This window comes from Pseudomonas sp. MS01C9 (assembly GCF_058202755.1).
Map to the genome: position 1 here is coordinate 952,142 of NZ_CM177073.1, position 22,705 is coordinate 974,846.

General features: G+C 61.7%; 21 protein-coding genes. 8 read left to right on the top strand and 13 right to left on the bottom strand.

What is annotated here, in order from left to right; genetic code table 11:
• The first annotated feature begins 327 nt into the window (after positions 1-327).
• Positions 328-1,326, top strand: coding sequence for an AraC family transcriptional regulator (locus AC1M7R_RS04435; protein WP_072395410.1), 999 nt, complete (start codon positions 328-330; stop codon positions 1,324-1,326).
• 42 nt (positions 1,327-1,368) lie between these two features.
• On the opposite strand, the gene AC1M7R_RS04440 is transcribed toward AC1M7R_RS04435, so the two are convergent.
• The 3 genes from AC1M7R_RS04440 to AC1M7R_RS04450 form a co-directional block, all read right to left on the bottom strand.
• Positions 1,369-2,715, bottom strand: a complete 1,347-nt coding sequence (locus AC1M7R_RS04440) for an ATP-binding protein (protein ID WP_072394826.1) — start codon at positions 2,713-2,715, stop codon at positions 1,369-1,371.
• Positions 2,712-3,389, bottom strand: a complete 678-nt coding sequence (locus AC1M7R_RS04445) for a response regulator (protein ID WP_072394828.1) — start codon at positions 3,387-3,389, stop codon at positions 2,712-2,714. The genes AC1M7R_RS04440 and AC1M7R_RS04445 overlap by 4 nt, the downstream gene beginning before the upstream one ends.
• A gap of 101 nt (positions 3,390-3,490) precedes the next feature.
• Complete coding sequence (locus AC1M7R_RS04450; protein ID WP_072394829.1) at positions 3,491-4,090, bottom strand: hypothetical protein; 600 nt, start codon at positions 4,088-4,090, stop codon at positions 3,491-3,493.
• Between the two features lie 159 nt (positions 4,091-4,249).
• Between AC1M7R_RS04450 and AC1M7R_RS04455 the strand changes: the two genes are divergently transcribed.
• Entirely contained in the window at positions 4,250-5,041 is a 792-nt protein-coding gene (locus AC1M7R_RS04455; protein ID WP_490610267.1) for a dienelactone hydrolase family protein, read from the top strand.
• A 114-nt stretch (positions 5,042-5,155) separates the two neighbouring features.
• The gene (locus AC1M7R_RS04460) at positions 5,156-5,881 is read left to right on the top strand and encodes a 4'-phosphopantetheinyl transferase family protein (protein WP_072394832.1); all 726 of its coding nucleotides are present in this window, start codon (positions 5,156-5,158) and stop codon (positions 5,879-5,881) included.
• A gap of 45 nt (positions 5,882-5,926) precedes the next feature.
• Here the strand turns inward: AC1M7R_RS04460 and AC1M7R_RS04465 are convergent, their stop codons facing one another.
• Positions 5,927-7,537 (bottom strand): ATP-binding protein, encoded by a 1,611-nt coding sequence (locus AC1M7R_RS04465; RefSeq protein WP_072394834.1) that lies wholly within the window; start codon positions 7,535-7,537, stop codon positions 5,927-5,929.
• Positions 7,534-8,256: a response regulator gene (locus AC1M7R_RS04470; RefSeq protein ID WP_072394836.1), complete on the bottom strand. Its 723-nt coding sequence runs from the start codon at positions 8,254-8,256 to the stop codon at positions 7,534-7,536. Before AC1M7R_RS04470 ends, AC1M7R_RS04465 begins: the two co-directional genes overlap by 4 nt.
• 785 nt (positions 8,257-9,041) lie before the next feature.
• Between AC1M7R_RS04470 and AC1M7R_RS04475 the strand changes: the two genes are divergently transcribed.
• The gene (locus AC1M7R_RS04475; RefSeq protein WP_072394838.1) at positions 9,042-11,933 is read left to right on the top strand and encodes a ribonucleoside-diphosphate reductase subunit alpha; all 2,892 of its coding nucleotides are present in this window, start codon (positions 9,042-9,044) and stop codon (positions 11,931-11,933) included.
• A gap of 272 nt (positions 11,934-12,205) precedes the next feature.
• Here AC1M7R_RS04475 and flgE read toward each other — a convergent pair whose 3' ends face one another.
• The 6 genes from flgE to AC1M7R_RS04505 all read right to left on the bottom strand — a co-directional run bounded on the left by flgE (position 12,206) and on the right by AC1M7R_RS04505 (position 17,214).
• Positions 12,206-13,510, bottom strand: a complete 1,305-nt coding sequence (gene flgE / locus AC1M7R_RS04480; RefSeq protein ID WP_072394840.1) for a flagellar hook protein FlgE — start codon at positions 13,508-13,510, stop codon at positions 12,206-12,208.
• 28 nt (positions 13,511-13,538) lie between these two features.
• Complete coding sequence (flgD, locus tag AC1M7R_RS04485) at positions 13,539-14,261, bottom strand: flagellar hook assembly protein FlgD (RefSeq protein WP_072394842.1); 723 nt, start codon at positions 14,259-14,261, stop codon at positions 13,539-13,541.
• 15 nt (positions 14,262-14,276) lie between these two features.
• A complete protein-coding gene (flgC, locus tag AC1M7R_RS04490; protein WP_053124368.1) occupies positions 14,277-14,720 on the bottom strand; it encodes a flagellar basal body rod protein FlgC in 444 nt (147 codons plus the stop codon).
• 3 nt (positions 14,721-14,723) lie between these two features.
• A complete protein-coding gene (flgB, locus tag AC1M7R_RS04495) occupies positions 14,724-15,131 on the bottom strand; it encodes a flagellar basal body rod protein FlgB (RefSeq protein WP_072394844.1) in 408 nt (135 codons plus the stop codon).
• Positions 15,132-15,406: 275 nt separating this feature from the next.
• Positions 15,407-16,234, bottom strand: coding sequence for a protein-glutamate O-methyltransferase CheR (gene cheR, locus AC1M7R_RS04500; RefSeq protein WP_072394846.1), 828 nt, complete (start codon positions 16,232-16,234; stop codon positions 15,407-15,409).
• Between the two features lie 53 nt (positions 16,235-16,287).
• Positions 16,288-17,214: a chemotaxis protein CheV gene (locus tag AC1M7R_RS04505; RefSeq protein WP_072394848.1), complete on the bottom strand. Its 927-nt coding sequence runs from the start codon at positions 17,212-17,214 to the stop codon at positions 16,288-16,290.
• 78 nt (positions 17,215-17,292) lie between these two features.
• Here AC1M7R_RS04505 and flgA point away from each other — a divergent pair, with 78 nt between their 5' ends.
• The 4 genes from flgA (at position 17,293) to AC1M7R_RS04525 (ending at position 19,890) form a co-directional block, all read left to right on the top strand.
• Positions 17,293-18,057 (top strand): flagellar basal body P-ring formation chaperone FlgA, encoded by a 765-nt coding sequence (gene flgA, locus AC1M7R_RS04510; protein ID WP_072394850.1) that lies wholly within the window; start codon positions 17,293-17,295, stop codon positions 18,055-18,057.
• Positions 18,058-18,230: 173 nt separating this feature from the next.
• Positions 18,231-18,536 (top strand): flagellar biosynthesis anti-sigma factor FlgM, encoded by a 306-nt coding sequence (flgM, locus tag AC1M7R_RS04515; protein ID WP_072394852.1) that lies wholly within the window; start codon positions 18,231-18,233, stop codon positions 18,534-18,536.
• 48 nt (positions 18,537-18,584) lie between these two features.
• Entirely contained in the window at positions 18,585-19,052 is a 468-nt protein-coding gene (locus AC1M7R_RS04520) for a flagella synthesis protein FlgN (protein WP_072394854.1), read from the top strand.
• Between the two features lie 91 nt (positions 19,053-19,143).
• Complete coding sequence (locus tag AC1M7R_RS04525; protein ID WP_072394857.1) at positions 19,144-19,890, top strand: flagellar brake protein; 747 nt, start codon at positions 19,144-19,146, stop codon at positions 19,888-19,890.
• 175 nt (positions 19,891-20,065) lie between these two features.
• Here the strand turns inward: AC1M7R_RS04525 and AC1M7R_RS04530 are convergent, their stop codons facing one another.
• The gene (locus AC1M7R_RS04530) at positions 20,066-21,382 is read right to left on the bottom strand and encodes an MFS transporter (protein ID WP_072394859.1); all 1,317 of its coding nucleotides are present in this window, start codon (positions 21,380-21,382) and stop codon (positions 20,066-20,068) included.
• Positions 21,383-21,450: 68 nt separating this feature from the next.
• Positions 21,451-22,692 carry a glutamine synthetase family protein gene (locus AC1M7R_RS04535; RefSeq protein ID WP_172834661.1) on the bottom strand — a complete coding sequence of 414 codons (1,242 nt, stop codon included), beginning with the start codon at positions 22,690-22,692 and terminating at the stop codon, positions 21,451-21,453.
• Positions 22,693-22,705 lie beyond the last annotated feature (13 nt).

Consider the following 22,705-nt stretch of genomic DNA (forward strand, 5'->3'; position numbering starts at 1 on the left):
CTTTCCTCAAGCGTCCCGCGTGACAACATCCACCTGTCGCCCACGAAACCTCAACTTTGCGAACCCTCCTGCACTGGAGGGATTTGTTTTGTCGGCTGCACGCTGCAGACCTACTCAATGCATCGCAAGGCGCGTGCCATTTTTGCGAAATGCCCTACAGCCAGCATGGCAGACGGGTTTCATGAATATTCGAAAACTAAACGACGCCGTTTAAGGTGGCGGATTTCCGCCCACGGGCCAGCTGACGTTCCGGGATTTGGCGGATATCCGCCTTGTCGAGCCGGATCGCCCTGCTACCATCGAGCGCCTGACAAACGGATGGATGCCATGCGCCAACGCACGATCGCCAGCCATTTCGCCCGCGCCGCCCTGGGGGGCGCGCGCCGACAAGGGTTCGACTATTTCCCCCTGCTGCAACAACTGGGTATCAGTCCCGAGCTTCTGGACGAGCCGCGGGCGCGCCTCGCGCCAGAGCAGTTCGCTCGCCTGCTGCAGGCGCTGTGGCTGGCGATGGGCGATGAATACCTGGGTTTCGGCAAGGCTCGCAGCAAGCCCGGGACCTTCGCCATGATGTGTCATGCGTTGATCCACTGCCGTAACCTGGGCAGCGCCCTGCAGCGCGGCCTGCTGTTCTACAGCCTGTTCCCGGATGCGCCGGGCCTGACCTTGCTGGCGGAAGGTGAACGGGTGCGCCTGGTGCTGGACGACTCGACCCTTTGGGACCCGGACCACTTCCTCACCGAGAGCCTGCTGGTGGTCTGGCACCGCCTTGGCAGTTGGCTGATCGGCCAGCGGATCGGCCTGGAACAGGCCACTTTCGGCTACCCCAGGCCTGCCCATGGAGCCGAGTACGATTTGCTGTTCCCTTGTCCCGTGGTGTTCGACGCACCTCATAGCAGCCTGTCGTTCCACAGCCGCTACCTGGACATGCCGCTGCTCCAGGATGAACGGACTCTCAAACGCTTTCTCGAACGTTCCCCTGCCGACCTGCTGTCGCGCCCGGACGACGGACACAGCCTGAGCAGCCAACTGCGTCGCCTGCTCAGCCGCGACACCGCTCGCTGGCCGGACCTGGACACCGTAGCCGCTCATCTGCACATCAGCCCCCAGACACTGCGTCGGCACTTGCGCGAGGAAGGCACCAGCTTCCAGGAGCTCAAGGACCACCTGCGGCGGGATATCGCCATCTACCATCTGGGCCGCGCGGACCTGTCGTTGCAGCAGATCGCCGAGCAGTTGGGTTTTTCCGAACCGTCGGCGTTTCACCGGGCTTTCAAGAAGTGGACGGGGGTGACGCCGGGGGCCTATCGGGAACAGGACAATTGAACAGGACAGATGGGCGGCGGCAGCAACCACGCCCAGCCCCAGTCAAACCACCGGGAAATGAATCCGGAACGCCGCCCCGCCCAGTTCCGAATCCCCCAGGGTCAGGCGCGCGTTGTAGCTTTCGATGATGTCCTTGACCACCGCCAGACCGATCCCCTGCCCCGGATGCTGGCGGTCCAGCCGCTCGCCACGCTGGAGAATCCGTGCACGTTGATCCGGCGGTACACCCGGTCCGTCGTCCTCGACACACAGCTCCATGCCGCCGAGGACCTGGTGCACGCTGACACGCACCTGCTCCAGGCATAGCCGATAAGCGTTCTCCAGAAGGTTGCCAAGCATCTCCAGCAAGGCTCCCTGCTCGATCGGCACGTGGCACTGTTCCGGCAGGTCGAACGCGACATTGACCCGCTTGTCGCGGTAGACCTTGTCCAGGGTGTCGCACAGGCTTTGCAACACCGGGCGCAGGCGCACCTGGTGGCGTACCAGCCCGCTCTTGCGCAAGCTGGCGCGCTGCAACTGGTAACCGATCTGCTGGCTCATGCGCTCGATCTGGGTCTGCAGCACCCAGGCCTGGCCACGGTCTTCCGGGCGCCGGGCCATGTCTTCGCTGACGCCCTGCAACACCGCCAGGGGGGTCTTGAGGCTGTGGGCCAGGTCGTCGAGGGAGTCACGGTAACGGCTGCGCTGCTCCCGTTCGCTGTGCAACAGGCGGTTGAGGGAGCCCGTCAGGCGCAGCAGTTCCCGAGGGTGTTCGGTACTGAGGCTTTCCCGCGCCCCGCTTTCGATTTCGTCCAGTTCCTGGCTCAGGCGTCGCAGCGCCCGCAGGCCCCAGGTCAGGCCGATCCACAACAGTGCCAGCAGCACCAGCAGCGCGGCACCGAAGCCCAGGTAAAGGTTGTCCCGCAGCCCCTGCAGGGTCACCTCGTAATCACGAACCGGTTGCAGGGTAACGATGCTGAACGCCGCGTTCTGGCCACCGAGCAGCTTGATCTCGACGTCATAGACGAAGAACTCCTGGCCGTCGTTTTCGCGGATACGCGCGAACTGGTTGCCCTGGCCGTCGTAGCGTGGCGCGTAGTTGATGTTTTCCTCGCGGGTGGCCTTCGACCGCCAGACCAGCCGCCCGTCGCGGTCGTAGATGTAGCCCAGCAGGCGGGCGTCGGCGAGGTTGAAGCGTTCGTCCGGCAGTTGTTCCGGCATCTTCAATCGATTGTTTTCCACTCGGGCGGCGGAAATCAGCGTGGTCACGTCCGAGGCCAGGCGTTGCTCGATGGACTCCTGCAAGGCCAGGCTGAACGCGCCTTGCATGGCCGGCAGCAGCGCCAGCATGAACAGCACCGCCAGGGTCATGGCGGCCAGCATCAAGCGCAGTCGAAGCGAACGAATCACTGGCAGCGCTCGTTGAACAGGTAGCCCAGGCCACGCACCGTGTCGATTGGCTTGAAGCCGGCGGGCGCCTCCAGCTTGCGGCGCAGCCGCCCCACCAGCACCTCGATGACATTGGGATCGCGTTCGCCATCATCGGGATAAAGCTGCTCCATCAGGCGATCCTTGGCCACCACCTGCTGGTGATGGCGCATCAGGTATTCCAGGATGCGGTACTCATAGGCGGTCAATGCCAGCGGCTCATCCCCCAGGGACGCCTGCTTGCGATTGAGGTCGAGCAACAGCGGACCGGCGGTGATGGTCGACTGGGTAAAGCCGCTGGAACGACGCAACAGGGCGTTCAAGCGAGCCTCCAGCTCCTCGAACTGGAACGGCTTGACCACGTAGTCATCCGCCCCGGCGGCCAGGCCTTCGACCTTGTCCTGCCAGTTACCGCGAGCCGTGAGGATCAGGACAGGGAATGTCTTGTCCTGGGCGCGCAACCGGCGGATCAGCTCCAGGCCGCTGATGCCCGGCAGACCCAGGTCGATCACCGCCAGGTCATGATTGAATTCACGGACCTGGTACAGCGCCTCTTCGGCATTGACCACGGCCTGCACCACATGGCCGCTGTCGGTCAGGCGGGTATGCAGGTGGTGACGCAATAACGCTTCGTCTTCGACGACCAGTAATTTCATGGAGCCTTTCCCCAGGCAGAATCAAACAATCCAGCGCGACACACCTCGACGAGGCGCCGGATCGTCTTCGCTCGATCCGGCGGCGCACGATCCTCGCCCGCTTAGAACGTGTAGTTGGCCGACAGGTAGGTCTGGGCGCTGCTGGTCAGGTCCAGCGACCCCACCTTGTCGCCACCGTGCGGGCTCATCTCGGTGCTGGCGTTGCTGCGCAGGTAACGGTAACCCAGTTCCACCGAAGCGTTCTTCGAAACCTGCTGCAAGACGCCCGCCTGCAAGCCTACTGCGTAGCCGATGTCGCTGTCGCGGCTGAAACCGGGAGAATCCTGGGTCAGCTTGGTCAGGCCCGCCGTGCCGCCACCGAACAGTTTGGTACTGCCGGTGACCGGATAGAACACATCGTAGCTGCCCAGCAGGTTTTCCTGGCGCAATTTGATGCCGTTGTGGGTGCCCGAGACATTGTCATAGGTGGCGTAGTAGCGACCCTGGTCGTTCTGCTTGCCCAGGCGCAGGCCATAGGTGGTGTCCTTGCCGATCACGCCGTCGGCGTTCGGATTGTTCAGGGCCTGGTCCAGGGCACTGGACTTCTTGACCTTGTCGCTGGTCTGGCCGAGGGTCAGGCTGGCGAAGTTATCGTCGGCATGGGCCATGGCGCTGGCGCCCAGGACGGTAAAAGCCAGCAGCAGTTTTTTCATCCGGATCATGTTCAGGTTCCTCTGGAACGTGGTGTGTGGTGAAGTCGAAGCCACGTTAACCAACGGTCCCTGAACACCCCTTGAACGTTCTCTGAACCAGTGCTGAACGAATCGGCTAGAGTGTCCAGTCTCACTGTCGTGCAAACCCACCTTTCATGGAGATCCGTCATGCGCAGGTTACTTGCTGTCTTACTTCTGGCTTTCAGCGGGGCGAGCCACGCCGCCATCCAGACCCAGGAGATTCCCTACACCAGTGCCGACGGCACGAAGCTGATCGGCTATTACGCCTACGACGACGCCATCAAGGGGCCGCGCCCGGGAGTGGTGGTGGTGCACGAATGGTGGGGGCTGAACGATTACGCCAAGCGCCGTGCCCGTGACCTGGCGGGCCTGGGCTACAGCGCCCTGGCCATCGACATGTATGGCGACGGCAAGAATACCGAGCATCCCAAGGATGCCATGGCCTTCATGCAGGCGGCGCTCAAGGACGGCAAGGCGGCCAGTGCGCGCTTCCAGGCCGGTCTGGACCTGTTGAAGAAACAACCCCAGACCGATCCGGATAAACTCGCCGCCATCGGCTACTGCTTCGGCGGCAAGGTGGTACTGGATGCGGCGCGCCAAGGCGTGCCACTGGCCGGTGTGGTGAGTTTCCACGGCGCGCTGGTGACCAACACCCCGGCCACGCCCGACAGCGTCAAGGCCAAGGTCCTGGTGGAGCACGGCGCCCTGGACAGCATGGTCACCGAAGACAACGTCGCCGCGTTCAAGACCGAAATGGACAAGGCCGGTGCCGACTACCAATTCGTCAGCCTCAAAGGCGCCAAGCATGGCTTCAGCAACCCGGACGCCGACCGTCTGAGCCACGGCGAGCACGGCGGTCCGGATATCGGCTACAACAAGGAGGCCGATGAAAAGTCCTGGGCGGACATGCAGTCGTTCTTCAAGAAAATCTTTGGCTGACATACACACTTTGTGGCGAGGGGGATTTACCCCTCGCCACAAAAGCCCTGCCCGCTCAGGACACTGCCCTGTTCCTACTACCCAGCGTGCGGCCAACCCGGCAAAATGCCCGGCATGAACCGACTCCCCGCCCTGCCCGCCTGCTGCTCGCCTCTGGATGACCGGTGGCTGCTGCCCGACATCCTGCCCGACACCTTCTTGCTGAGCACCTGCTTCGACCCGTTGCTGCTCGCTAGTGACGATTTCCGCAGCAGCGCCATCGAGCCACCCGCGAGCATCCAGCGCTCCGTGCCCAAGCGCCAGGCCGAATTCCTTGCCGGGCGAATCTGCGCCCGGGCCGCCCTGCACCGCCTGGATGGCCAGCCTTGCGTGCCGGCCATCGGCGAAGACCGCGCCCCTGTGTGGCCGGCCCATGTCAGCGGCTCGATCACCCACAGCACCGGCCGGGCGGCGGCCATCGTCGCTCGCAAGGAACACTGGCAGGGCCTGGGCATGGACCTGGAAAACCTCCTCGACCCCGAGCGCGCCGAGCGCCTGGCCGGCGAAATCCTCACGCCGCCCGAGCTGCTGCGCCTGGCCAACACCTCGCAGGATGACCGCGCATTGCTGGTGACCCTGACCTTTTCGGTCAAGGAAAGCCTGTTCAAGGCGCTGTATCCGATCGTCGGGAAGCGCTTTTATTTCGAGCATGCCGAGGTACTGGAGTGGACACAGGATGGGCAGGTGCGACTACGGTTACTGACCGACCTTTCGGAGCAGTGGCGTCATGGCAGCGAGCTGCAGGCACAGTTTGGGGTGAAGGATTCGCAGTTGTTGAGCCTGGTGGGCATCAGGGCCTGAGCCTTGCGCAGTGTCCACAACAGCGGCCCACCTCAGCCACACCCTTCAAGACCGGTCCTGATGCCTCGGCCAGCTCAGGCTGAAACAGGCGCCACCCAGGCTCTTGCTCTTGCCGATCAGCGCCCGGCCGTCATGCCAATGGATGATCCGCCGCACGATCGACAGCCCCAGCCCATGGCCACCCGAAGCACGGGCACGACTGTCGTCCAAACGCAGGAACGGCTTGAACACTCGCTCCCATGCCGCCTCAGGCACGCCGGGACCGTCGTCCTCGACATCCACCCGACAGCGCAACTGCCCCACCTGGTAACTCACCGTCACCCGTGACCGGGCATGGCGCATGGCATTGCTCACCAGGTTCTGCAAGGCGCGGTGCAGGAACCGCGGCTCGGCCTCGACCCAGGCGCCATCGCAATCGGCGGCAGAGAGGCAGAGTCCCCGCTCCACCGTGACACCCGGCCTGAGCGGGCCCAGTTCCTCGATCACCTGATTGACCAGGGCATCGAGGTCCACGCGCTGGAAATTCAGTGCCGGCGAACCCTGCTCCAGTCGCGCATAGGTCAACATCTCGTCCACCAACCGGTCCAGGTCCTCGATGTCGTGGTCCATGCCCGCCAGGTATTTTTCCCGGGCCTGGGCGGTGGTGGCACTGCCGAGCATTTCCAGGCCGAAGCGCAGGCGCGCCACCGGGGTACGCAGTTCATGGGACACCGCTCGCACCAGCTCGCGCTGGATTGCCAACAACTGTTGCAGGTGCTCGGCCATGCCGTTGAACGCCGCGGCCAGTCGCCCCACCGAGTCGGCGCCCCGGGCCGGCACTCGGGTTTCCAGGCTGCCTTGGGCGATCTGGGTGGCGGCCGACTCCAGGCCCCGCAGGCGTCGCTCCAATTGGCGCACCAGCAGATAGACAATCAACCCGATCAGGCTCAACCCCAACGCCGCGATCAAGACCAGCCATTGCGGTGGATACGGGTTCATCTGGTACAGCGGACCGATCTCCAGCACCCAGGGCGTGCCGACCATGCCGGCGAATACCCGGATCGAATCGCCGTCCTTGCCCAGGGCCATCACCGTATCGCCTTCGGTGACACGACGACGCTGGTCTTCGTCCATGTCCACCTGGTCGACGCTCATCAGCCGAAGATCGAAACCGAACCCCTTGTCCTGCTTGAGCTGGGCAAGCCGTTCGGGCTGCTCGGCCACGGGGTAGCGCACCAGTTCGTCGGCCAGCAGATAAATGGTGGCCCGGGCCAGTTGCTCGCTGATCTGGCGGACCTCGCCCATCAGCATCAGTTGCTCACCATCACTGACCAGCCGATAGACCTTAGCCGCATGGGGCCCGGTCTGTTCCACCAGTACCTGTCCACGCAACACACGGGTGCGCTGGCCAAGGTCGAGGTCGGTCTCGGCGAAGGTCCGCAGTGCCAGGGGAATACCCAGCAGGCGCCCCCACAGCATCAGGGCGCGATGGCGTTCGGTATCGTTCATCGGCCGCAGATTGTCGGCCATCAGGGAAAACGTGCCGTGGGCCAGGCGCTCGCGATATTGTTCGGCGCGGGTCTGGTTGAGCAGGTGCAGGGCCAGCACCCCGAGCACCGCCACCAGCACCAGCGCCGCGCACATGCCGCCATAGATGCGCAGGAAAATCGAGTTCACGGCGCCGGGTCTACGCAGGCTTCGGGAACGAACAGGTAGCCTTTGCTGCGGATGGTCTTGATCAGCCGGGGATGCTCCGGATCGTCACCGATCTTGGGGCGGATCCGCGAGATTCGCACATCAATGGAGCGGTCCTGGCCGTCATAGCCGATACCGCGCAAGGCGGTGAAGATTTCTTCCCGGGACAGGATGCGCCCGGCATTGGACACCAGCAGCCACAGCAGATCGAATTCGGCGCTGGTCAGTTCGATGCCGCTGCCCTGCAACCAGGCCTCGCGCAAGGCACTGTCCACCACCAGCGGACCGAACTGCAGGCGCCGCGATTTCTGCGGGTTCGGCTCCACGGGCTCGCTGCGCCGCAACAGCGCCTGGATGCGTGCCAGCAACACCCGCGGGCGCACCGGCTTGCAGACATAGTCGTCCGCCCCCAGGTCCAGCCCCTGGATCTGATCAGTGTCGTCGGTACGGGCGGTGAGCATCAGGATCGGCCCGTCGTACTGTTCGCGCACCTTGCGACAGATGCTCAAGCCATCTTCGCCCGGCAGCATCAGGTCGAGGATCACAAGGTCCGGTTGCTCGGCGATGATCCGCCGAGCCGCCACCGCGCCGTCGCCCTCGATGGCGACCCGCAGCCCATTGCTCTCCAGGTAGTCACGGGTCAGCTCGGCGAGACGCTGGTCATCCTCGACAATCAATACCTGCCAGGCTTCTTGTTCCACTGGGGCCTCGTCTTGCAGCGAATAGGAAGGGATGTGCACGCTTGCGTGGCGACAACGCTTGCCACAGGGCATGTATGTCCACTTATGGATCGTCGGGGCCGTCCTCTCTTTATTGTCATCCTGGACGAGGACAATCGCACCGATACATGGCCCGATTGTATAAACGGCGTCCCGCTAGAAAACAAGCGGACAAATGCGTTCGGCCGGATGGAATGGCTGTGGTATGGTCCGCGCCCGCAAAATTTTCGAACAGTTTTTCAGTGCTCGAAATTGTTGAAAAAGCGCTCGCTCCAGCAAGCTCGCGGCCTACAGAGCAGCTCCACGTTTCGCACACAAATTACGCACAGGCTTATCCACAGGTAGTACGTTGATTCATCCCCCAAAACGCATTATCTTGTAGCCCGCCACGAAAAAACCCCTACATGTAGGGGTTCAGGCCAAAAACCAAACACAAGTCGGACAGAGAATTCAAGCGCTTTTCGTGCCTCTGTCCAGCTGAAACATCGCATCCCCAAGACCCATCCGCGCCGCGCGAAGGGCAATGGCTTCAAAGGTTGAGAAAACGACCGGAACGGTACGGGTGTTGCAGTACTTGGCTGCGCCCCTTCAGTTCGGTCACGAGCCCAGGCTCGCAACCCGGAACTTCGGATGGAGGCGGCCTCCCGGCCCAGCCTCCTACTGTCCCGAAGTGGTTATGCCCGACGCCAGTCGGTTGTAGTGCTTCAGGACGGAACGGTGGGCCCCGCGAGGGAGCCCAAACAAACATAGAGAACGTGGAGACACCCATGCACACCGACACAACTCGCGAGAACCCGCAGGGCACCGCGCCGCTGGCCGCCGATTCGAGCCCGGATCTGTCTGCCACCGCGCCCGGCCAACTGCGTGTGATCAAGCGTAACGGCACTGTCGTTCCTTACACCGATGACAAGATCACCGTCGCCATCACCAAAGCGTTTCTCGCAGTTGAGGGCGGTACCGCTGCCGCCTCGTCGCGAATCCACGACACCGTGGCCCGCCTGACCGAACAGGTCACCGCGACCTTCAAGCGTCGCATGCCCTCGGGCGGCACCATCCACATCGAAGAGATCCAGGACCAGGTCGAACTGGCCCTGATGCGTGCCGGCGAGCAGAAAGTGGCCCGCGACTACGTGATCTACCGTGACTCCCGTGCCAAGGAGCGTGCCACCCGCGCGCCAGCCGACGCACCGGTCCAGGCCCACCCATCGATCCGCATCGCCCGCGCCGACGGCACCCTGGCGCCTCTGGACATGGGTCGCCTGAACACCATCGTCACCGAAGCCTGCGAAGGCCTGGAAGAAGTCGACGGCGAACTGATCCAGCGCGAAACCCTGAAGAACCTCTATGACGGCGTCGCCCTCAAGGACGTCAACACCGCCCTGGTGATGACCGCGCGGACCCTGGTGGAGCGCGAGCCGAACTACTCCTTCGTCACCGCCCGCCTGCTGATGGACACCCTGCGCGCCGAAGGCCTGAGCTTCCTGGAAGTCGCCGAGAGCGCGACCCACCATGAAATGGTCGACCTGTACGCCAAGGCGTTGCCGGCCTACATCGCCAAGGGTATCGAATACGAACTGCTGAACCCGGTCCTGGCTTCCTTCGACCTGGAAAAACTCGGCAAGGCGATCGATCACGAGCGCGACCAGCAGTTCACCTACCTGGGCCTGCAGACCCTGTACGACCGTTACTTCATCCACAAGGACGGCGTGCGTTTCGAACTGCCGCAGATCTTCTTCATGCGCGTGGCCATGGGCCTGGCGATCGAAGAGAAGCAGCGCGAAGACCGTGCCATCGAGTTCTACAACCTGCTGTCGTCCTTCGACTACATGGCCTCGACCCCGACCCTGTTCAACGCCGGTACCCTGCGGCCACAGCTGTCGAGCTGCTACCTGACCACCGTGCCGGACGACCTGTCGGGCATCTACGGTGCGATCCACGACAACGCCATGCTGTCCAAATTCGCCGGCGGCCTGGGCAACGACTGGACCCCGGTTCGCGCATTGGGCTCGTACATCAAGGGCACCAACGGCAAGTCCCAGGGCGTCGTGCCGTTCCTCAAGGTGGTCAACGACACCGCCGTGGCGGTCAACCAGGGCGGCAAGCGCAAGGGCGCGGTCTGTGCCTACCTGGAAACCTGGCACATGGACATCGAAGAGTTCATCGAGCTGCGCAAGAACACCGGTGACGACCGTCGTCGTACCCACGACATGAACACCGCCAACTGGATCCCCGACCTGTTCATGAAGCGTGTCTTCGACGACGGCAAGTGGACCCTGTTCTCGCCATCCGAAGTGCCGGACCTGCACGACCTGACCGGCAAGGCCTTCGAAGAGCGCTACGAGTACTACGAAGCCCTGACCGAGTACAACAAGATCAAGTTGTTCAAGGTCGTCCAGGCCAAGGACCTGTGGCGCAAGATGCTGTCGATGCTGTTCGAGACCGGCCACCCATGGCTGACCTTCAAGGACCCGTGCAACCTGCGCAGCCCGCAGCAGCACGTGGGCGTGGTCCACAGTTCGAACCTGTGCACCGAGATCACCCTGAACACCAACAAGGACGAGATCGCGGTCTGCAACCTGGGCTCGATCAACCTGCCGAACCACATCGTCGACGGCAAGCTGGACACCGCCAAGCTGCAGCGCACCGTGAACACCGCCGTGCGCATGCTCGACAACGTGATCGACATCAACTACTACTCGGTGCCACAGGCGAAGAACTCCAACTTCAAACACCGTCCAGTGGGCCTGGGAATCATGGGCTTCCAGGACGCGCTGTACCTGCAGCACATCCCGTATGGTTCGGACGCTGCCGTCGAGTTCGCCGACAAGTCCATGGAAGCGGTCAGCTACTACGCGATCCAGGCTTCCTGCGACCTGGCCGACGAGCGCGGTGCCTACGAGACGTTCCAGGGCTCGCTGTGGTCCAAGGGCATCCTGCCGCTGGATTCGCAACAGATCCTGATCGAGTCCCGTGGCGAGAAATACATTGACGTCGACCTGACCGAAAGCCTGGACTGGGCCCCGGTTCGTGCCCGCGTACAGAAAGGCATCCGCAACTCCAACATCATGGCCATCGCACCGACCGCCACCATCGCCAACATTACCGGCGTGTCGCAGTCGATCGAACCGACCTACCAGAACCTCTATGTGAAATCGAACCTGTCGGGCGAGTTCACCGTGATCAACCCGTACCTGGTCCGCGACCTCAAGGCCCGCGGCCTGTGGGATTCGGTGATGATCAACGACCTGAAGTACTACGACGGTTCGGTACAACAGATCGAGCGCATCCCGCAGGAGCTCAAGGAGCTCTATGCCACCGCGTTCGAAGTGGAGGCCCGTTGGATCGTCGACGCCGCCAGCCGTCGCCAGAAGTGGATCGACCAGGCTCAATCGCTGAACCTGTACATCGCCGGCGCTTCGGGCAAGAAGCTGGACGTGACCTACCGCATGGCCTGGTACCGTGGTCTGAAGACCACCTACTACCTCCGTGCCCTGGCCGCCACCAGCACCGAGAAGTCCACCATCAACACCGGTAAGCTGAACGCGGTTTCCGCTGGCGGCAACCACGGTGACGATTCGGTCCTGGCTGCTCCGGCAGGACCTGCGCCAGTGCCAAAGGCCTGCGCCATCGACGAGCCGGATTGCGAAGCTTGCCAATAAGCTGAGCCAGCGGGCGCGTAAAAGCGCCAGCTGAAAGAAGCCCCCGATAGACCGCCGGTTTATCGGGGGTTTTCTTTTGCCTGGAAAACGACAGTACTCGTTCGCGACAGCTGCGGGCCAACCTGCATCCAGGTTCAGGATGACACTCATTGTGGCGAGGGGATTTATCCCCTCGCCACAAAGGGAACCTGGCATGAGGACAAGCTCTGGCGGGTATGAAAAAGCCCCTCTTGCGAGGGGCTTCTTGTGCAGCCTTCAAGCCACCAGCGTCATCAAGTCATCTGAATGATGGTCTGCATGATGGTGCTCTGGGTGGAGATGGTCTTGGCGTTCGCCTGGTAGTTGCTTTGCGCCTTGATCAGCTCGACCAGTTCGTTGGTCAGGTTGACGTTGGACTCTTCCAGGGAGTTGGAGACGATCGAACCCAGGGTGCCGGTTTGCGGAGCATCGTAGCCTGGGATGCCCGAAGCGAAGGTTTCCTTCCAGCTGGTACCGCCTACTGGCTGCAGGCCTTGCTCGTTGGTGAAGCTGGCAAGGGAGATCTGGCCGATGGGCTTGGTCTGGTTGTTGCTGAAGTTGGCCAGCAATACACCGCTGCCGTCGATGGTCAGGTTGGTGATCTGGCCGGTGGCATAGCCGTTCTGGGTCGGGATCGACCGTGCGGTGTCGGCGTTGAACTGGGTGGTGTTGGCCATGGAGACCGTAATAGTCGACGAACCGGCGCCGTTCGCGGTCCACACACCGTTGGTCACGGTACCGGGCACCCAGCCTGTGAGTACCAGATCGCTGTTGATGGTCGCGGGCGGAGTGCTGACCTGGACCAGCTTGCCACTCGAATCGAAGGTCATCGTCGAAGGAACCGGAGCGTTGGGAGCGACCGGCGCGCTGCCATTCAGGTTACGACCATCGATCAGGGTATAGACGTCCCAGGTATTGGCACCCGTTTTGACCATGTACTGATCCATGGAGTGCTGGTTACCCTGAGTGTCGTAGACCGGTGTAGTGAACTGTTTCGTAAACGTGGCCGTATCGGTCGGATCGAACTCCAAGGCCGGGTTGGTCTGGTCAATCGGCGTGGCCGTCGAATTCAGGTTGATCGTCGACGAAACCAGGCTGGTGGCCTGCGGCGGCAGGTTCGAGGTGTCGATGCGCAGGTCGGTCAGGATACCGTTGAGGATCTTGCCGTTGGCGTCCACGCCATAGCCTTGCAGGCGTGCAGTGCCATCGCTGTTGGTGATGTAGCCTTCCTTGTCGGTCTTGAAGGTACCGGCACGGGTGTAGCTCAGGGAACCGTCGTTGCTCAGGACAAAGAAGCCCTGGCCCTGGATACCCATGTCCAGCACGTTGCCGGTGTTGTTCACATCACCCTGGCCGAACTGCTGGGAGACGTTGGCCAGACGCACGCCGTTGCCGACGGTCTTGGTGCCCGAACCCAGCTTGGTGGCCGAGTAGACGTCTTCGAATTCCGCGCGGGACGATTTGAAACCGGTGGTCGCGACGTTGGCGATGTTGTTGCCGGTCACGTCCAGCTGTTTGTTGGCTGCATAGAGACCGCTAAGGCCGATGTTGAAAGACATGTTGACTCCTTTTGCCGGTTAGTCGGCTCTACATACCAATAGTTTGTACTTTGGACAGGGCAATGCTGCCCAGCCCGGCCAGGTTGAGCATCAGCTCACCGCCCGTCTGGCTGATGGTCACGCTGCTGACCGTGGCCGGCAGGTTGGTGATCAGCGACGTGGCCTTGCCGTCGATGGTGGTCGAGGCCGCAAAGGTGTACGTGCCCGACTCAACCGTCGTGCCTGCGTCGTTCTTGCCATCCCAGATGAACGCCGAGTTGCCGGCCTTCTGGCTGCCCAGGTCGATGGTGCGGACAGTCTTGCCGTCCTTGTCCATGATCTTGACGGTGAGGGAGGACACTGCCGCCGGTACCACCACCGTGCCGTTGAGGCTCTTGGAGGTGTCGACCACAGCCTTGTCACCGGGCGCGATCACCGAACGCCCCACCAGGGACGAAGCCTGCAGCGCCTGGGACGAGTTGTAGTTGCCGGCGATACCGCTCACGGTTTCGTTGAGCGTGGTGATACCTTCCAGGCTGCTGAACTGCGCCAATTGGGCAACGAACTCACCGTTGTCCTGGGGCTCCAGCGGGTTCTGGTTCTTCAGCTGGGTAACGAGCAACTGCAGGAACGCATCCTTGCCCAGCTCCTTGTTGCCGGTCGCTGCCTGGGTCGCGCCGCCGAGACCATCGGAGGTGTTGTTGGTCTTGACCGAGGAGTTGGCCAGAATCTCGTTGAGGCTCAAACCGCTGGTAGTGTTGGTGACGCTCATGTGACTCGCCCCTTATCACTGACCGAGGGTCAGGACCTTCTGCATCATGGTTTTGGCGGTGTTCATCATTTCGGCGTTGGTCTGGAACGAACGACTGGCGGAAATCATGTCGGCCATTTCTTCGACGACGTTGACGTTCGGGTAGTAGACATAACCCTTGGCGTCCGCGGCCGGATGGTTTGGCTCATAACGTGCTTCGAGGTTGCTCTGGTCTTCGACTACGCCAAGTACCTGTACGCCCTGGCCCGCTGCGTCCTGGTCCTGGAACAGCGAGTCGCTGCCGCCGGACTGGCCGCCCTGGAACATGGTGGCGAACACCGGGTGACGGGCACGGTAGGTCTGGTCGATGCTCGACGAGACGGTCTCGGCGTTGGCGATGTTACTGGCGACGGTGTTCAGGCGAGTGGTCTGGGCACTCATGGCACTGCCGGCAATGTTGAATACGCTGGCGATCGACATGGATTACTCTCCGCGCAGGGCCGATACCAGCCCTTTGAACTTACTGTTGAGCAAGGTGAAGCTGGCCTGGAAATTCACGGAGTTCTCCGCGTAGTTGGACTGTTCCAGTTGAGCATCCACGGTGTTCTGGTCGATCGAAGGCTGCATCGGCGTGCGATACATCAGCGATTCGTCGCCGCTGCTCAAGCCTTCGGCTTCGATATGACGGCTGTTGGTCATGTTCAAGGCGAAGTGGCCGTTCTTGGCCTTTTCGTTCTGCTCGGCGAGCACCTTGGAGAAGTCCAGGTCACGCGCCTTGTAGTTCGGGGTGTCGGCGTTGGCAATGTTGTTGGCCAGGACTTCGGCACGCTGGGCGCGGAAGCTCAGGGCCTTTTCATGGATACCGAGCGCTTTATCGAAGCTGATGCTCATGTCGGAAACCTTTGGGTGACCAGAATGTACGTACGAATGGATATAGCAAGCGTCGTGCCACTTTCCAAAAGCCCATAAACCGGGGCTTTGCGGGCAGCGGCAAAGCGGCAATGCCAGAAAAGCGGCAATCGGCTGCCGCTTTTCTGCCGCTTTCATCAGGCGACGCGAGTCAAGATGTGGGGGCGAGCTCGCTCCCATAGGGGGATGGCGCCGGCTGGCCGGCAAAAAAAACGGGAGCCCCTAGGGACTCCCGTTTTTTTGACAACCCAAGCCAATCATTTCGCCTGGTAGATGATACCCGGGCTGCACTGGACCATCTGGTAATGATCCGGCAAGCCATTCAACGCTTCGGAAGCGCCGAGGAACAGGTAGCCGCCGGGCTTGAGGGTACCGTGGATACGCAGCAGGATGTCTTTCTTCACCTCGGCGGAGAAATAGATCAGCACGTTGCGGCAGAAGACCACGTCGAACTTGCCGAGGCTGGCATAGCTGTCCAGCAGGTTGAACGAGCGGAACTCCACCCGATTCTTGATCGGCGCCTTGACCACCCAGCGGCCCGGCCCCTTCGTGTCGAAATAGCGTTGCAGGCGATCCGGCGACAGGCCGCGGCCGATGGCCAGGCTGTCGTATTCGCCGGTCTTGCAGTTGTTGAGCATGGTCCCGGACAGATCGGTGGCGACGATTTGCACGCCGCCCTTCAACTGGCCGATGTTGGTCCGCTCGAATTCGTCGATGGACATCGAGATCGAATACGGCTCCTGGCCCGACGAACAGGCCGCCGACCAGATCCGCAGGCGTTGGCCCGGGCTGGCCTTGATGGCCGCCGGCAAGACCTTGCTCTTCAACACCTCGAAGGGATAGGTATCGCGAAACCACAGGGTTTCGTTGGTGGTCATGGCGTCCACCACCATTTCGCGCAAACCGCTGCGCGGTTGGGTCTGGATACGTTGCACCAGCTCACCCAACGACTTGAGGCCCTGTTGCTCCATCAATTTGTTGAGACGGCTCGACACCAGGTATTGCTTGTTTTCACCAAGCAAGATGCCACAGGCTTTTTCCAGGAAGACCCGGAACTGTTCGAAATCCAAATTACCCGTAGACAAGATACCGCCTCTTTCATTGTGTTGATTTGCCGGGCGCAAGACGCGCCCGACCTTTATTCCGCGGCCTTGATCCGGTCGACCACCCTGGAAGCCAGGTCATCGGGCCGGAACTTGGCGAGAAAATCGTCGGCGCCGACTTTCTTGACCATCGCCTGGTTGAACACCCCGGACAACGACGTATGCAGGATGATGTGCAGTTTCTGCATGCGCGGATCGCTGCGGATTTCCGACGTCAGCGTGTAGCCGTCCATCTCTGGCATTTCGATGTCGGAAATCATCATCAGGAACTCTTCTTCCGGCTTCTTGCCATCGTCGACCAGGCTGCGCAGGTAGTCCAGCGCTTGCCGGCCGTCGTTCAATGCCACGACCTCGACACCGACGGTCTGCAGGCAACGGGTCACCTGCTTGCGCGCCACCGATGAGTCATCGACGGTCAGCACGCGCATCGAGATGGCCTTGTGCTGGGTTTCGGCATCCACCACGCCCACGGAGATGGTCTCCGGCGTCGGGGCCACTTCGGCGAGGATTTTCTCCACGTCGATGATTTCCACCAACTGGTTGTCGACCCGGGTCACCGCCGTCAGGTAGTGATCACGGCCCGTGCCCTTGGGCGGCGGATGGATCTCCTCCCAGTTCATGTTGACGATGCGTTCCACCGAGCGCACCAGGAAACCCTGGGTCTTGGTGTTGTACTCGGTGATGATCACAAACGGATTGCTCTGATCCAGCAGCGCACCGGCACCAGTGGCCATCGCCAGATCGAGAATCGGGATGGTCGCTCCCCGGATATTCGCCACACCGCACACGACGGGACTGGATTTTGGCATCAACGTCAGCTTGGGGCATTGCAGCACCTCACGGACCTTGAACACGTTAATCCCATACAACTGTTGGCCATCGAGACGGAACAACAACAGCTCCAGGCGATTCTGACCGACCAGCTGCGTGCGCTGGTTTACCGAATCCATCACTCCCGCCATGCCCTGACTCCTACCTAACGCTAATGTGTCCGACGCGCATTCATCACTAAACGGCACGGGGCTTGCTATTCAACCGGCATGAACGCACAAACGACATTTTCTCGACGCTTGACCACTCATTGCCGCCACTGGCTAGGTGCGCTGCTGGCTGTCTGCCTGTTCGCCTCGGGCGGCCGTGCCCTCGCCGATGCTCCGGTTACCTTGCCTGATCTCCTTATCGGCGTCACTCAGGGCTTTCTTGAATTCACCGTAGAAGACTACCTGGCCTCCAGTCAAACCGAAGGTCGTTATGAAATCGAAGTCAACCAGCTCGATCCCCGCCTGCGCATGCCAATGTGCGACAAGGAATTGACTGCCTCGCTGGAGAGCCCGGCCAGGCCCCTGGGGCGGGTCACGGTAAAGGTTCGTTGCGACAGCGCCGCGCCGTGGACGGTGTTCGTGCCAGCCCAGGTGCGCCTGTACCGCGAGATCGTCACCACGACCCGCCCACTCAAGCGGGCCGGCATCGTCGAGCCACAGGACGTGACGCTGCGTGAACGCGACGTCAGCCAGATCACCCAAGGCTTCCTGACCTCCGTCGACGAAGCCATCGGTCAGAAACTTGTCCGACCAATGGTAGCCGATCAGGTGGTAACCCTCGTGCACCTGGAACAGGCCGAAGTGGTTCGCAAGGGCGATCAGGTCGTCATCACCGCCCGTAGCGGCACCCTGGCCGTAAGAATGCCGGGCGAGGCGCTGTCCAACGGCGGCATGCGTGAGCAGATCCGAGTGAAAAACCTCAACTCCCAACGCGTCATCAAGGCGCAAGTGATGGCCCCAGGCCAAGTGGAAGTGGCTATGTAGCGATCCGGTAGAGACGGGTAGAAAGCTGGCGCTTGCCCCCGCCGTTCCCTAGACTGTGCCTTATGCCAAGGCAAGCGCAGACGTGCGCACGTTCATTGAATAAATGAGCCTAAAGTTTTTTTGGGAATGGCCGAGAACATGGCAAGCGTCCAAATACCCAGAGGTTTTTTACCATGGTCATCGATTTCAATCGTTTAAACAGCTCTTCACCCCTGACAGGCACCACGCGCACCAACGCCAGCAAGGAAACCGAAAAATCCTCGCCGGTCGAGCAAGCCACCACTGTCAGCAATGGGGAGTCGGTACACCTCAGCGATGAGGCTCAACAGTTGCAGAAGGTCACTGACAAGCTGCGCGATCTACCTGTTGTCGACAAAGGCCGCGTGGCCGAGTTGAAGGCAGCAATCGCCGATGGCAGCTACAAAGTCGACAGCAACCGTGTAGCCAGCAAACTGCTCAACTTCGAAGCCCAGCGCTAGGCAGCCGCCTGCGCCAGGCTTTTGGACGCTTAAGACCCAAGGCCAGCCATGCACGACACTACTTTATTGCAACTGATCATCGACGACTTCGTTCCAGTCCAGCAGTTACTGGAACTTTTGCAGACCGAATCCCTGGCGCTGCACGGTCGCGACATGCCGCTGCTGGAAAATATTCTGGCGCAGAAACAGGCATTGATCATTTTGCTCGATCAGCATGGCCGCAAGCGCAGCGAGATTCTCGCCAGCCTCAACCTGCCCACCAACCAGGGTGGACTGGAGCAACTGGCGAGCCAGTCGCCCATCGGCGATCAATTGTTGTCCCAAAGCGCGGCGCTCAACGACCTGCTCGCCCAATGCCAGGCCGCCAACGCCAAGAACGGCCAGTCGATCCAGGTCCAGCAGGCCGCTACCGCCAACCAGTTGCGCATCCTCAATGGCGGTGAAATCCCGACGCTTTACGATGCTCGCGGCTCGACCGCAAAAATGGTCAAGCATCGCCCGCTCAGCCAGGCATGAAACGAACGATGCCTGCGCTCTATCAACGTGCGATACATGCTGGCAAAATGCTGGCTATTCGTAGTCGTATTTAGCCTGGAGATTGACCCCCGTGTTCAATGCCTCAAACGCGGATGATGCTCCGCAGCCCCCCAAGGTTCTCACCACGCCTCTGGAAATCTCCGGCAACCTGAGGATGCTGCAAGAAAGCCATGATCCGCTGATCATCACCTTCCATGAACGCAGCCAGCGCTTCCAGAGTTACCTGGTCGATGTCGACCGCGAGAAGAACGCCCTCGCCCTGGACGAAATGATCCCCCGCGACGGAGAACGCTTCCTGCTGGCAGGCGAGCCGTTCCGGGTCGAGGGTTTCCATGATGGCGTGCGCATCGCATGGGAAGGCAACGGGCCGTTGACCATCGAAGACTCCAGCGACGGTCGCTGCTATCGCGGCGCCCTGCCCGAGGAAGTGGTCTACCACCAGCGTCGCAATGCCTTCCGTGCCGCCTTGAAACTGGCGCAACTGGTGAGCATCGAACTGGGTGGCGAGAAGCTCAAGTCACCGGTGGACGGCAAGCTGCTGGATATTTCCGCTACCGGCTGCAAGCTGCGCTTCGAGGGCGACATTACCGAACGCCTGCAATTGGGCCAGGTCTACGAACGCTTCATCGCCGCCCTGCCGTTCGGCAACATGACCGCACCGGTCGAACTGCGCTACCTGCATTTTGAAGAAAGGATCAACACCACCTTCGCCGGCGTGCGCTTCCACAATATCAGTGGCCTGGTGCAGCGCCAGGTCGAGCGCTTCGTCTATCAGCTACAGCGCGAAGCCCGTCGTTTCGATAAAGACGATCTCTGATCATCCGGGCATAAAAAACGGGCAGCCTCCACAGGGACTGCCCGTTTTTTTATGCCGTTTAGATCCGAATGCTACTGCGTCTGGGCCGACCTCATCGCGAGCAGGGCTCGCCTCCCAGCGTGTCCACCACCAATCCCGATGGGAGCGAGCCTGCTCGCGATGAGAACACCACGGTCTACTTGACCGGCTCCTCCACCGACGCTTCAGCGGCCGGTTCCTGCTCCGTCGCCGGCGTCTGCATCTGTTCCTGTACCACCTGCTCATCGACTCGCGGATCGAGACATGCCACCAACGGCGAACTGGACATGCTGTCCGGCATCGCCACGTGATGCAGCGGCGCGTCGTCGACCTGATGCAGGTTGGTCACCGCTTTGGGCCGGATGCGCCATACCAGAATCAACGCGAAGAAAGCAAAGAAGCCATACAGCATATGGCTGCCGAACGTCTTCATCAGCACGCCGGCCACCAACGGTCCGATACTGGCGCCGACACCATAGGTCACCAGCAGCATCGCCGTCAGCGAGACCCGGCGATCGCCTTCGACATGGTCGTTGGAAAATGCCACCGCCAGTGGATACAGGCAGAACTGAACCAGCGAACAGAGAAAGCCGGCGACGAACAGCATCTCAAGGGGCACCTTGGGCAGAATTGCCAGCGGCAACGCGCAGATCGCCAGGACCAGCGCAAAGCAACGGATCAGCAGCGCCCGGTCATAACGGTCGGACAACCAGCCCAGCGGCCACTGCACCAGCAACCCGGCAAAAATGCAGCTACCCATGAACAGACCGACCTGCTCGGTGGAAAGCCCCTGCTGAGAGGCGTACAACGGCGCCAGGCCATAGAACGAGCCGGCGATCAGCCCGGAACCCAGCACCGTGCTCAATGACTGTGGCACGCGCTTGATGAAGAAACGCGGTTCCATGGGAGCCGGACGCATCGGTGCCGGGTGAATCCGCCGGGTCAGCGCCACCGGCACCAGGCAGAGGGCGAAGCACAAGGCCACCAGCATCAGCAGCTCCGGCCCCAGGGCCGGATGCATGACCAGGATCAACTGGCCGAGCACCAGGCCCAGGTACGAAGCGATCATGTAGCCACTGAACACTACCCCGCGCTGCGAGGCTTCGGCCTGCTCGTTGAGCCAGCTCTCGATGACCATGTACTGGCACATCATCCCCAGGCCGACGATCATCCGCAGCACGATCCAGGCCGGCAGCCAGTCCACCAGGCCATGGCCCAGCACCGCTGCGCCCACCAGCCCGGCACAGGCCGAATAGGCACGGATATGCCCGACGCGGGCGATCAGCCGGTGACCGATCTTGCCGCCCAGCACCAGGCCGAAATAGTTGGCGGCCATCAGGGCACCGACCCACAGGCTGTCCACGTTATCGGCGGCCAGGCGCAAGGCCAGGTAAGTACTCAAGAGGCCCGAGCCGATGAGCATCATCAGCGAGGCGAAATAAAGCGCTCGAAAGGGTTTCCAGATTTGGCGCATCGGCGTTCCGAGCGGCTCCTTGAGGTGAGTAAGGGCTATCGCTGAAGATAGCCCGAAGCGGGGTTTGGTTATGCCTGGGCCGCAAGGACCCGCCGTTCCCAAGGCGTGATTTCGTCAAGGAAACTGGTCAGTTCCAGGTTTTTCGAAGCGATGTAGCCTTCGATGAACTCAACTCCGAACAGTTCCTTCGCCAGGGGGCTACGCTTCAGACGCTCCAGGGCAGCATGCAAGGTACATGGCAGGGAGAGATTGTCCGGCACCTGGAATTCGCCCTGGATCGCGGCACTTGGCTCCAGGCGGTTTTCGATACCATGCAATCCCGCCGCCAGGCTGGCGGCAATCGCCAGGTAAGGGTTGGCATCGGCCCCGGGCAAGCGGTTCTCGACCCGCCGGGCCACAGGAGAACTGGCGGGTATCCGCAGTCCGGCCGAACGGTTGTCATAGGACCAGCAGGCATTGTTCGGCGAGGCGAACGGATGGCACAGGCGCTGGTAGGAATTGACGTTCGGTGCGAACAGCGCCGTGAAATCCGCCATGCCCGCCTGTTGTCCGCCAATGAAATGCCGGAACGCGGCCGTCGGTTCGCCCGCCGCGTCGCTGAAGACGTTGCGACCACTGTCCAGCTCGACGACGCTCTGGTGGATATGCATCGAACTGCCCGGCGTATGCGCCAGGGGCTTGGCCATGCAGACCACGGTCAAGCCATGCTTGAGGGCTACTTCCTTGAGCAGGTGCTTGAACAGGAAGGTCTGGTCGGCCAACAGCAGCGCGTCGCCATGGAGCAGATTGATCTCGAACTGACTCACGCCCATTTCATGCATGAAGGTGTCTCGAGGCAGGCCTAACGCCGCCATGCATTGGTACACCTCATTGAAGAAGGGTCGCAGGCCATTGTTGGAACTGACGCTGAAGGCCGAATGGCCGTCTTCGCGGCGCCCATCCAGGCCCACCGGGGGCTGGAACGGCCGGGCCGGGTCCGGGTTGGGTGCGAAGACGAAAAACTCCAGCTCGGTCGCCACCACCGGCGCCAGGCCATGGGCGGCATACCGGGCGATCACGGCCTTGAGCTGGCCGCGAGTCGAGAGTCGGGAGCTTTCGCCGGTCAGTTCATCGGCATCGCAGATCGCCAGGGCGCGAGGAGGCTGGCTCCAGGGCAGGCGATGAATCTGTTGCGGATCGGCCACCAGCGCCAGGTCGCCATCGTCGCTGCCATAGAAACGCGCCGGCGGATAACCGCCCATGATGCACTGCAGCAGCACCCCGCGGGCCATCTGCAACCGCCGTCCCTCGAGGAACCCAGCGGCCGTCATCACCTTGCCCCGC

Coding starts and splice junctions, on each gene's coding strand:
- AC1M7R_RS04435 (WP_072395410.1), top strand. CDS start 328: ATGCGCCAACGCACGATCGCCAGCCATTTCGCCCGCGCCGCCCTGGGG.
- AC1M7R_RS04445 (WP_072394828.1), bottom strand. CDS start 3,389: ATGAAATTACTGGTCGTCGAAGACGAAGCGTTATTGCGTCACCACCTG.
- AC1M7R_RS04450 (WP_072394829.1), bottom strand. CDS start 4,090: ATGATCCGGATGAAAAAACTGCTGCTGGCTTTTACCGTCCTGGGCGCC.
- AC1M7R_RS04455 (WP_490610267.1), top strand. CDS start 4,250: ATGCGCAGGTTACTTGCTGTCTTACTTCTGGCTTTCAGCGGGGCGAGC.
- AC1M7R_RS04460 (WP_072394832.1), top strand. CDS start 5,156: ATGAACCGACTCCCCGCCCTGCCCGCCTGCTGCTCGCCTCTGGATGAC.
- AC1M7R_RS04475 (WP_072394838.1), top strand. CDS start 9,042: ATGCACACCGACACAACTCGCGAGAACCCGCAGGGCACCGCGCCGCTG.
- flgE (WP_072394840.1), bottom strand. CDS start 13,510: ATGTCTTTCAACATCGGCCTTAGCGGTCTCTATGCAGCCAACAAACAG.
- flgD (WP_072394842.1), bottom strand. CDS start 14,261: ATGAGCGTCACCAACACTACCAGCGGTTTGAGCCTCAACGAGATTCTG.
- flgC (WP_053124368.1), bottom strand. CDS start 14,720: ATGTCGATCGCCAGCGTATTCAACATTGCCGGCAGTGCCATGAGTGCC.
- flgB (WP_072394844.1), bottom strand. CDS start 15,131: ATGAGCATCAGCTTCGATAAAGCGCTCGGTATCCATGAAAAGGCCCTG.
- AC1M7R_RS04505 (WP_072394848.1), bottom strand. CDS start 17,214: ATGGCGGGAGTGATGGATTCGGTAAACCAGCGCACGCAGCTGGTCGGT.
- flgA (WP_072394850.1), top strand. CDS start 17,293: ATGAACGCACAAACGACATTTTCTCGACGCTTGACCACTCATTGCCGC.
- flgM (WP_072394852.1), top strand. CDS start 18,231: ATGGTCATCGATTTCAATCGTTTAAACAGCTCTTCACCCCTGACAGGC.
- AC1M7R_RS04520 (WP_072394854.1), top strand. CDS start 18,585: ATGCACGACACTACTTTATTGCAACTGATCATCGACGACTTCGTTCCA.
- AC1M7R_RS04530 (WP_072394859.1), bottom strand. CDS start 21,382: ATGCGCCAAATCTGGAAACCCTTTCGAGCGCTTTATTTCGCCTCGCTG.
- AC1M7R_RS04535 (WP_172834661.1), bottom strand. CDS start 22,692: ATGACGGCCGCTGGGTTCCTCGAGGGACGGCGGTTGCAGATGGCCCGC.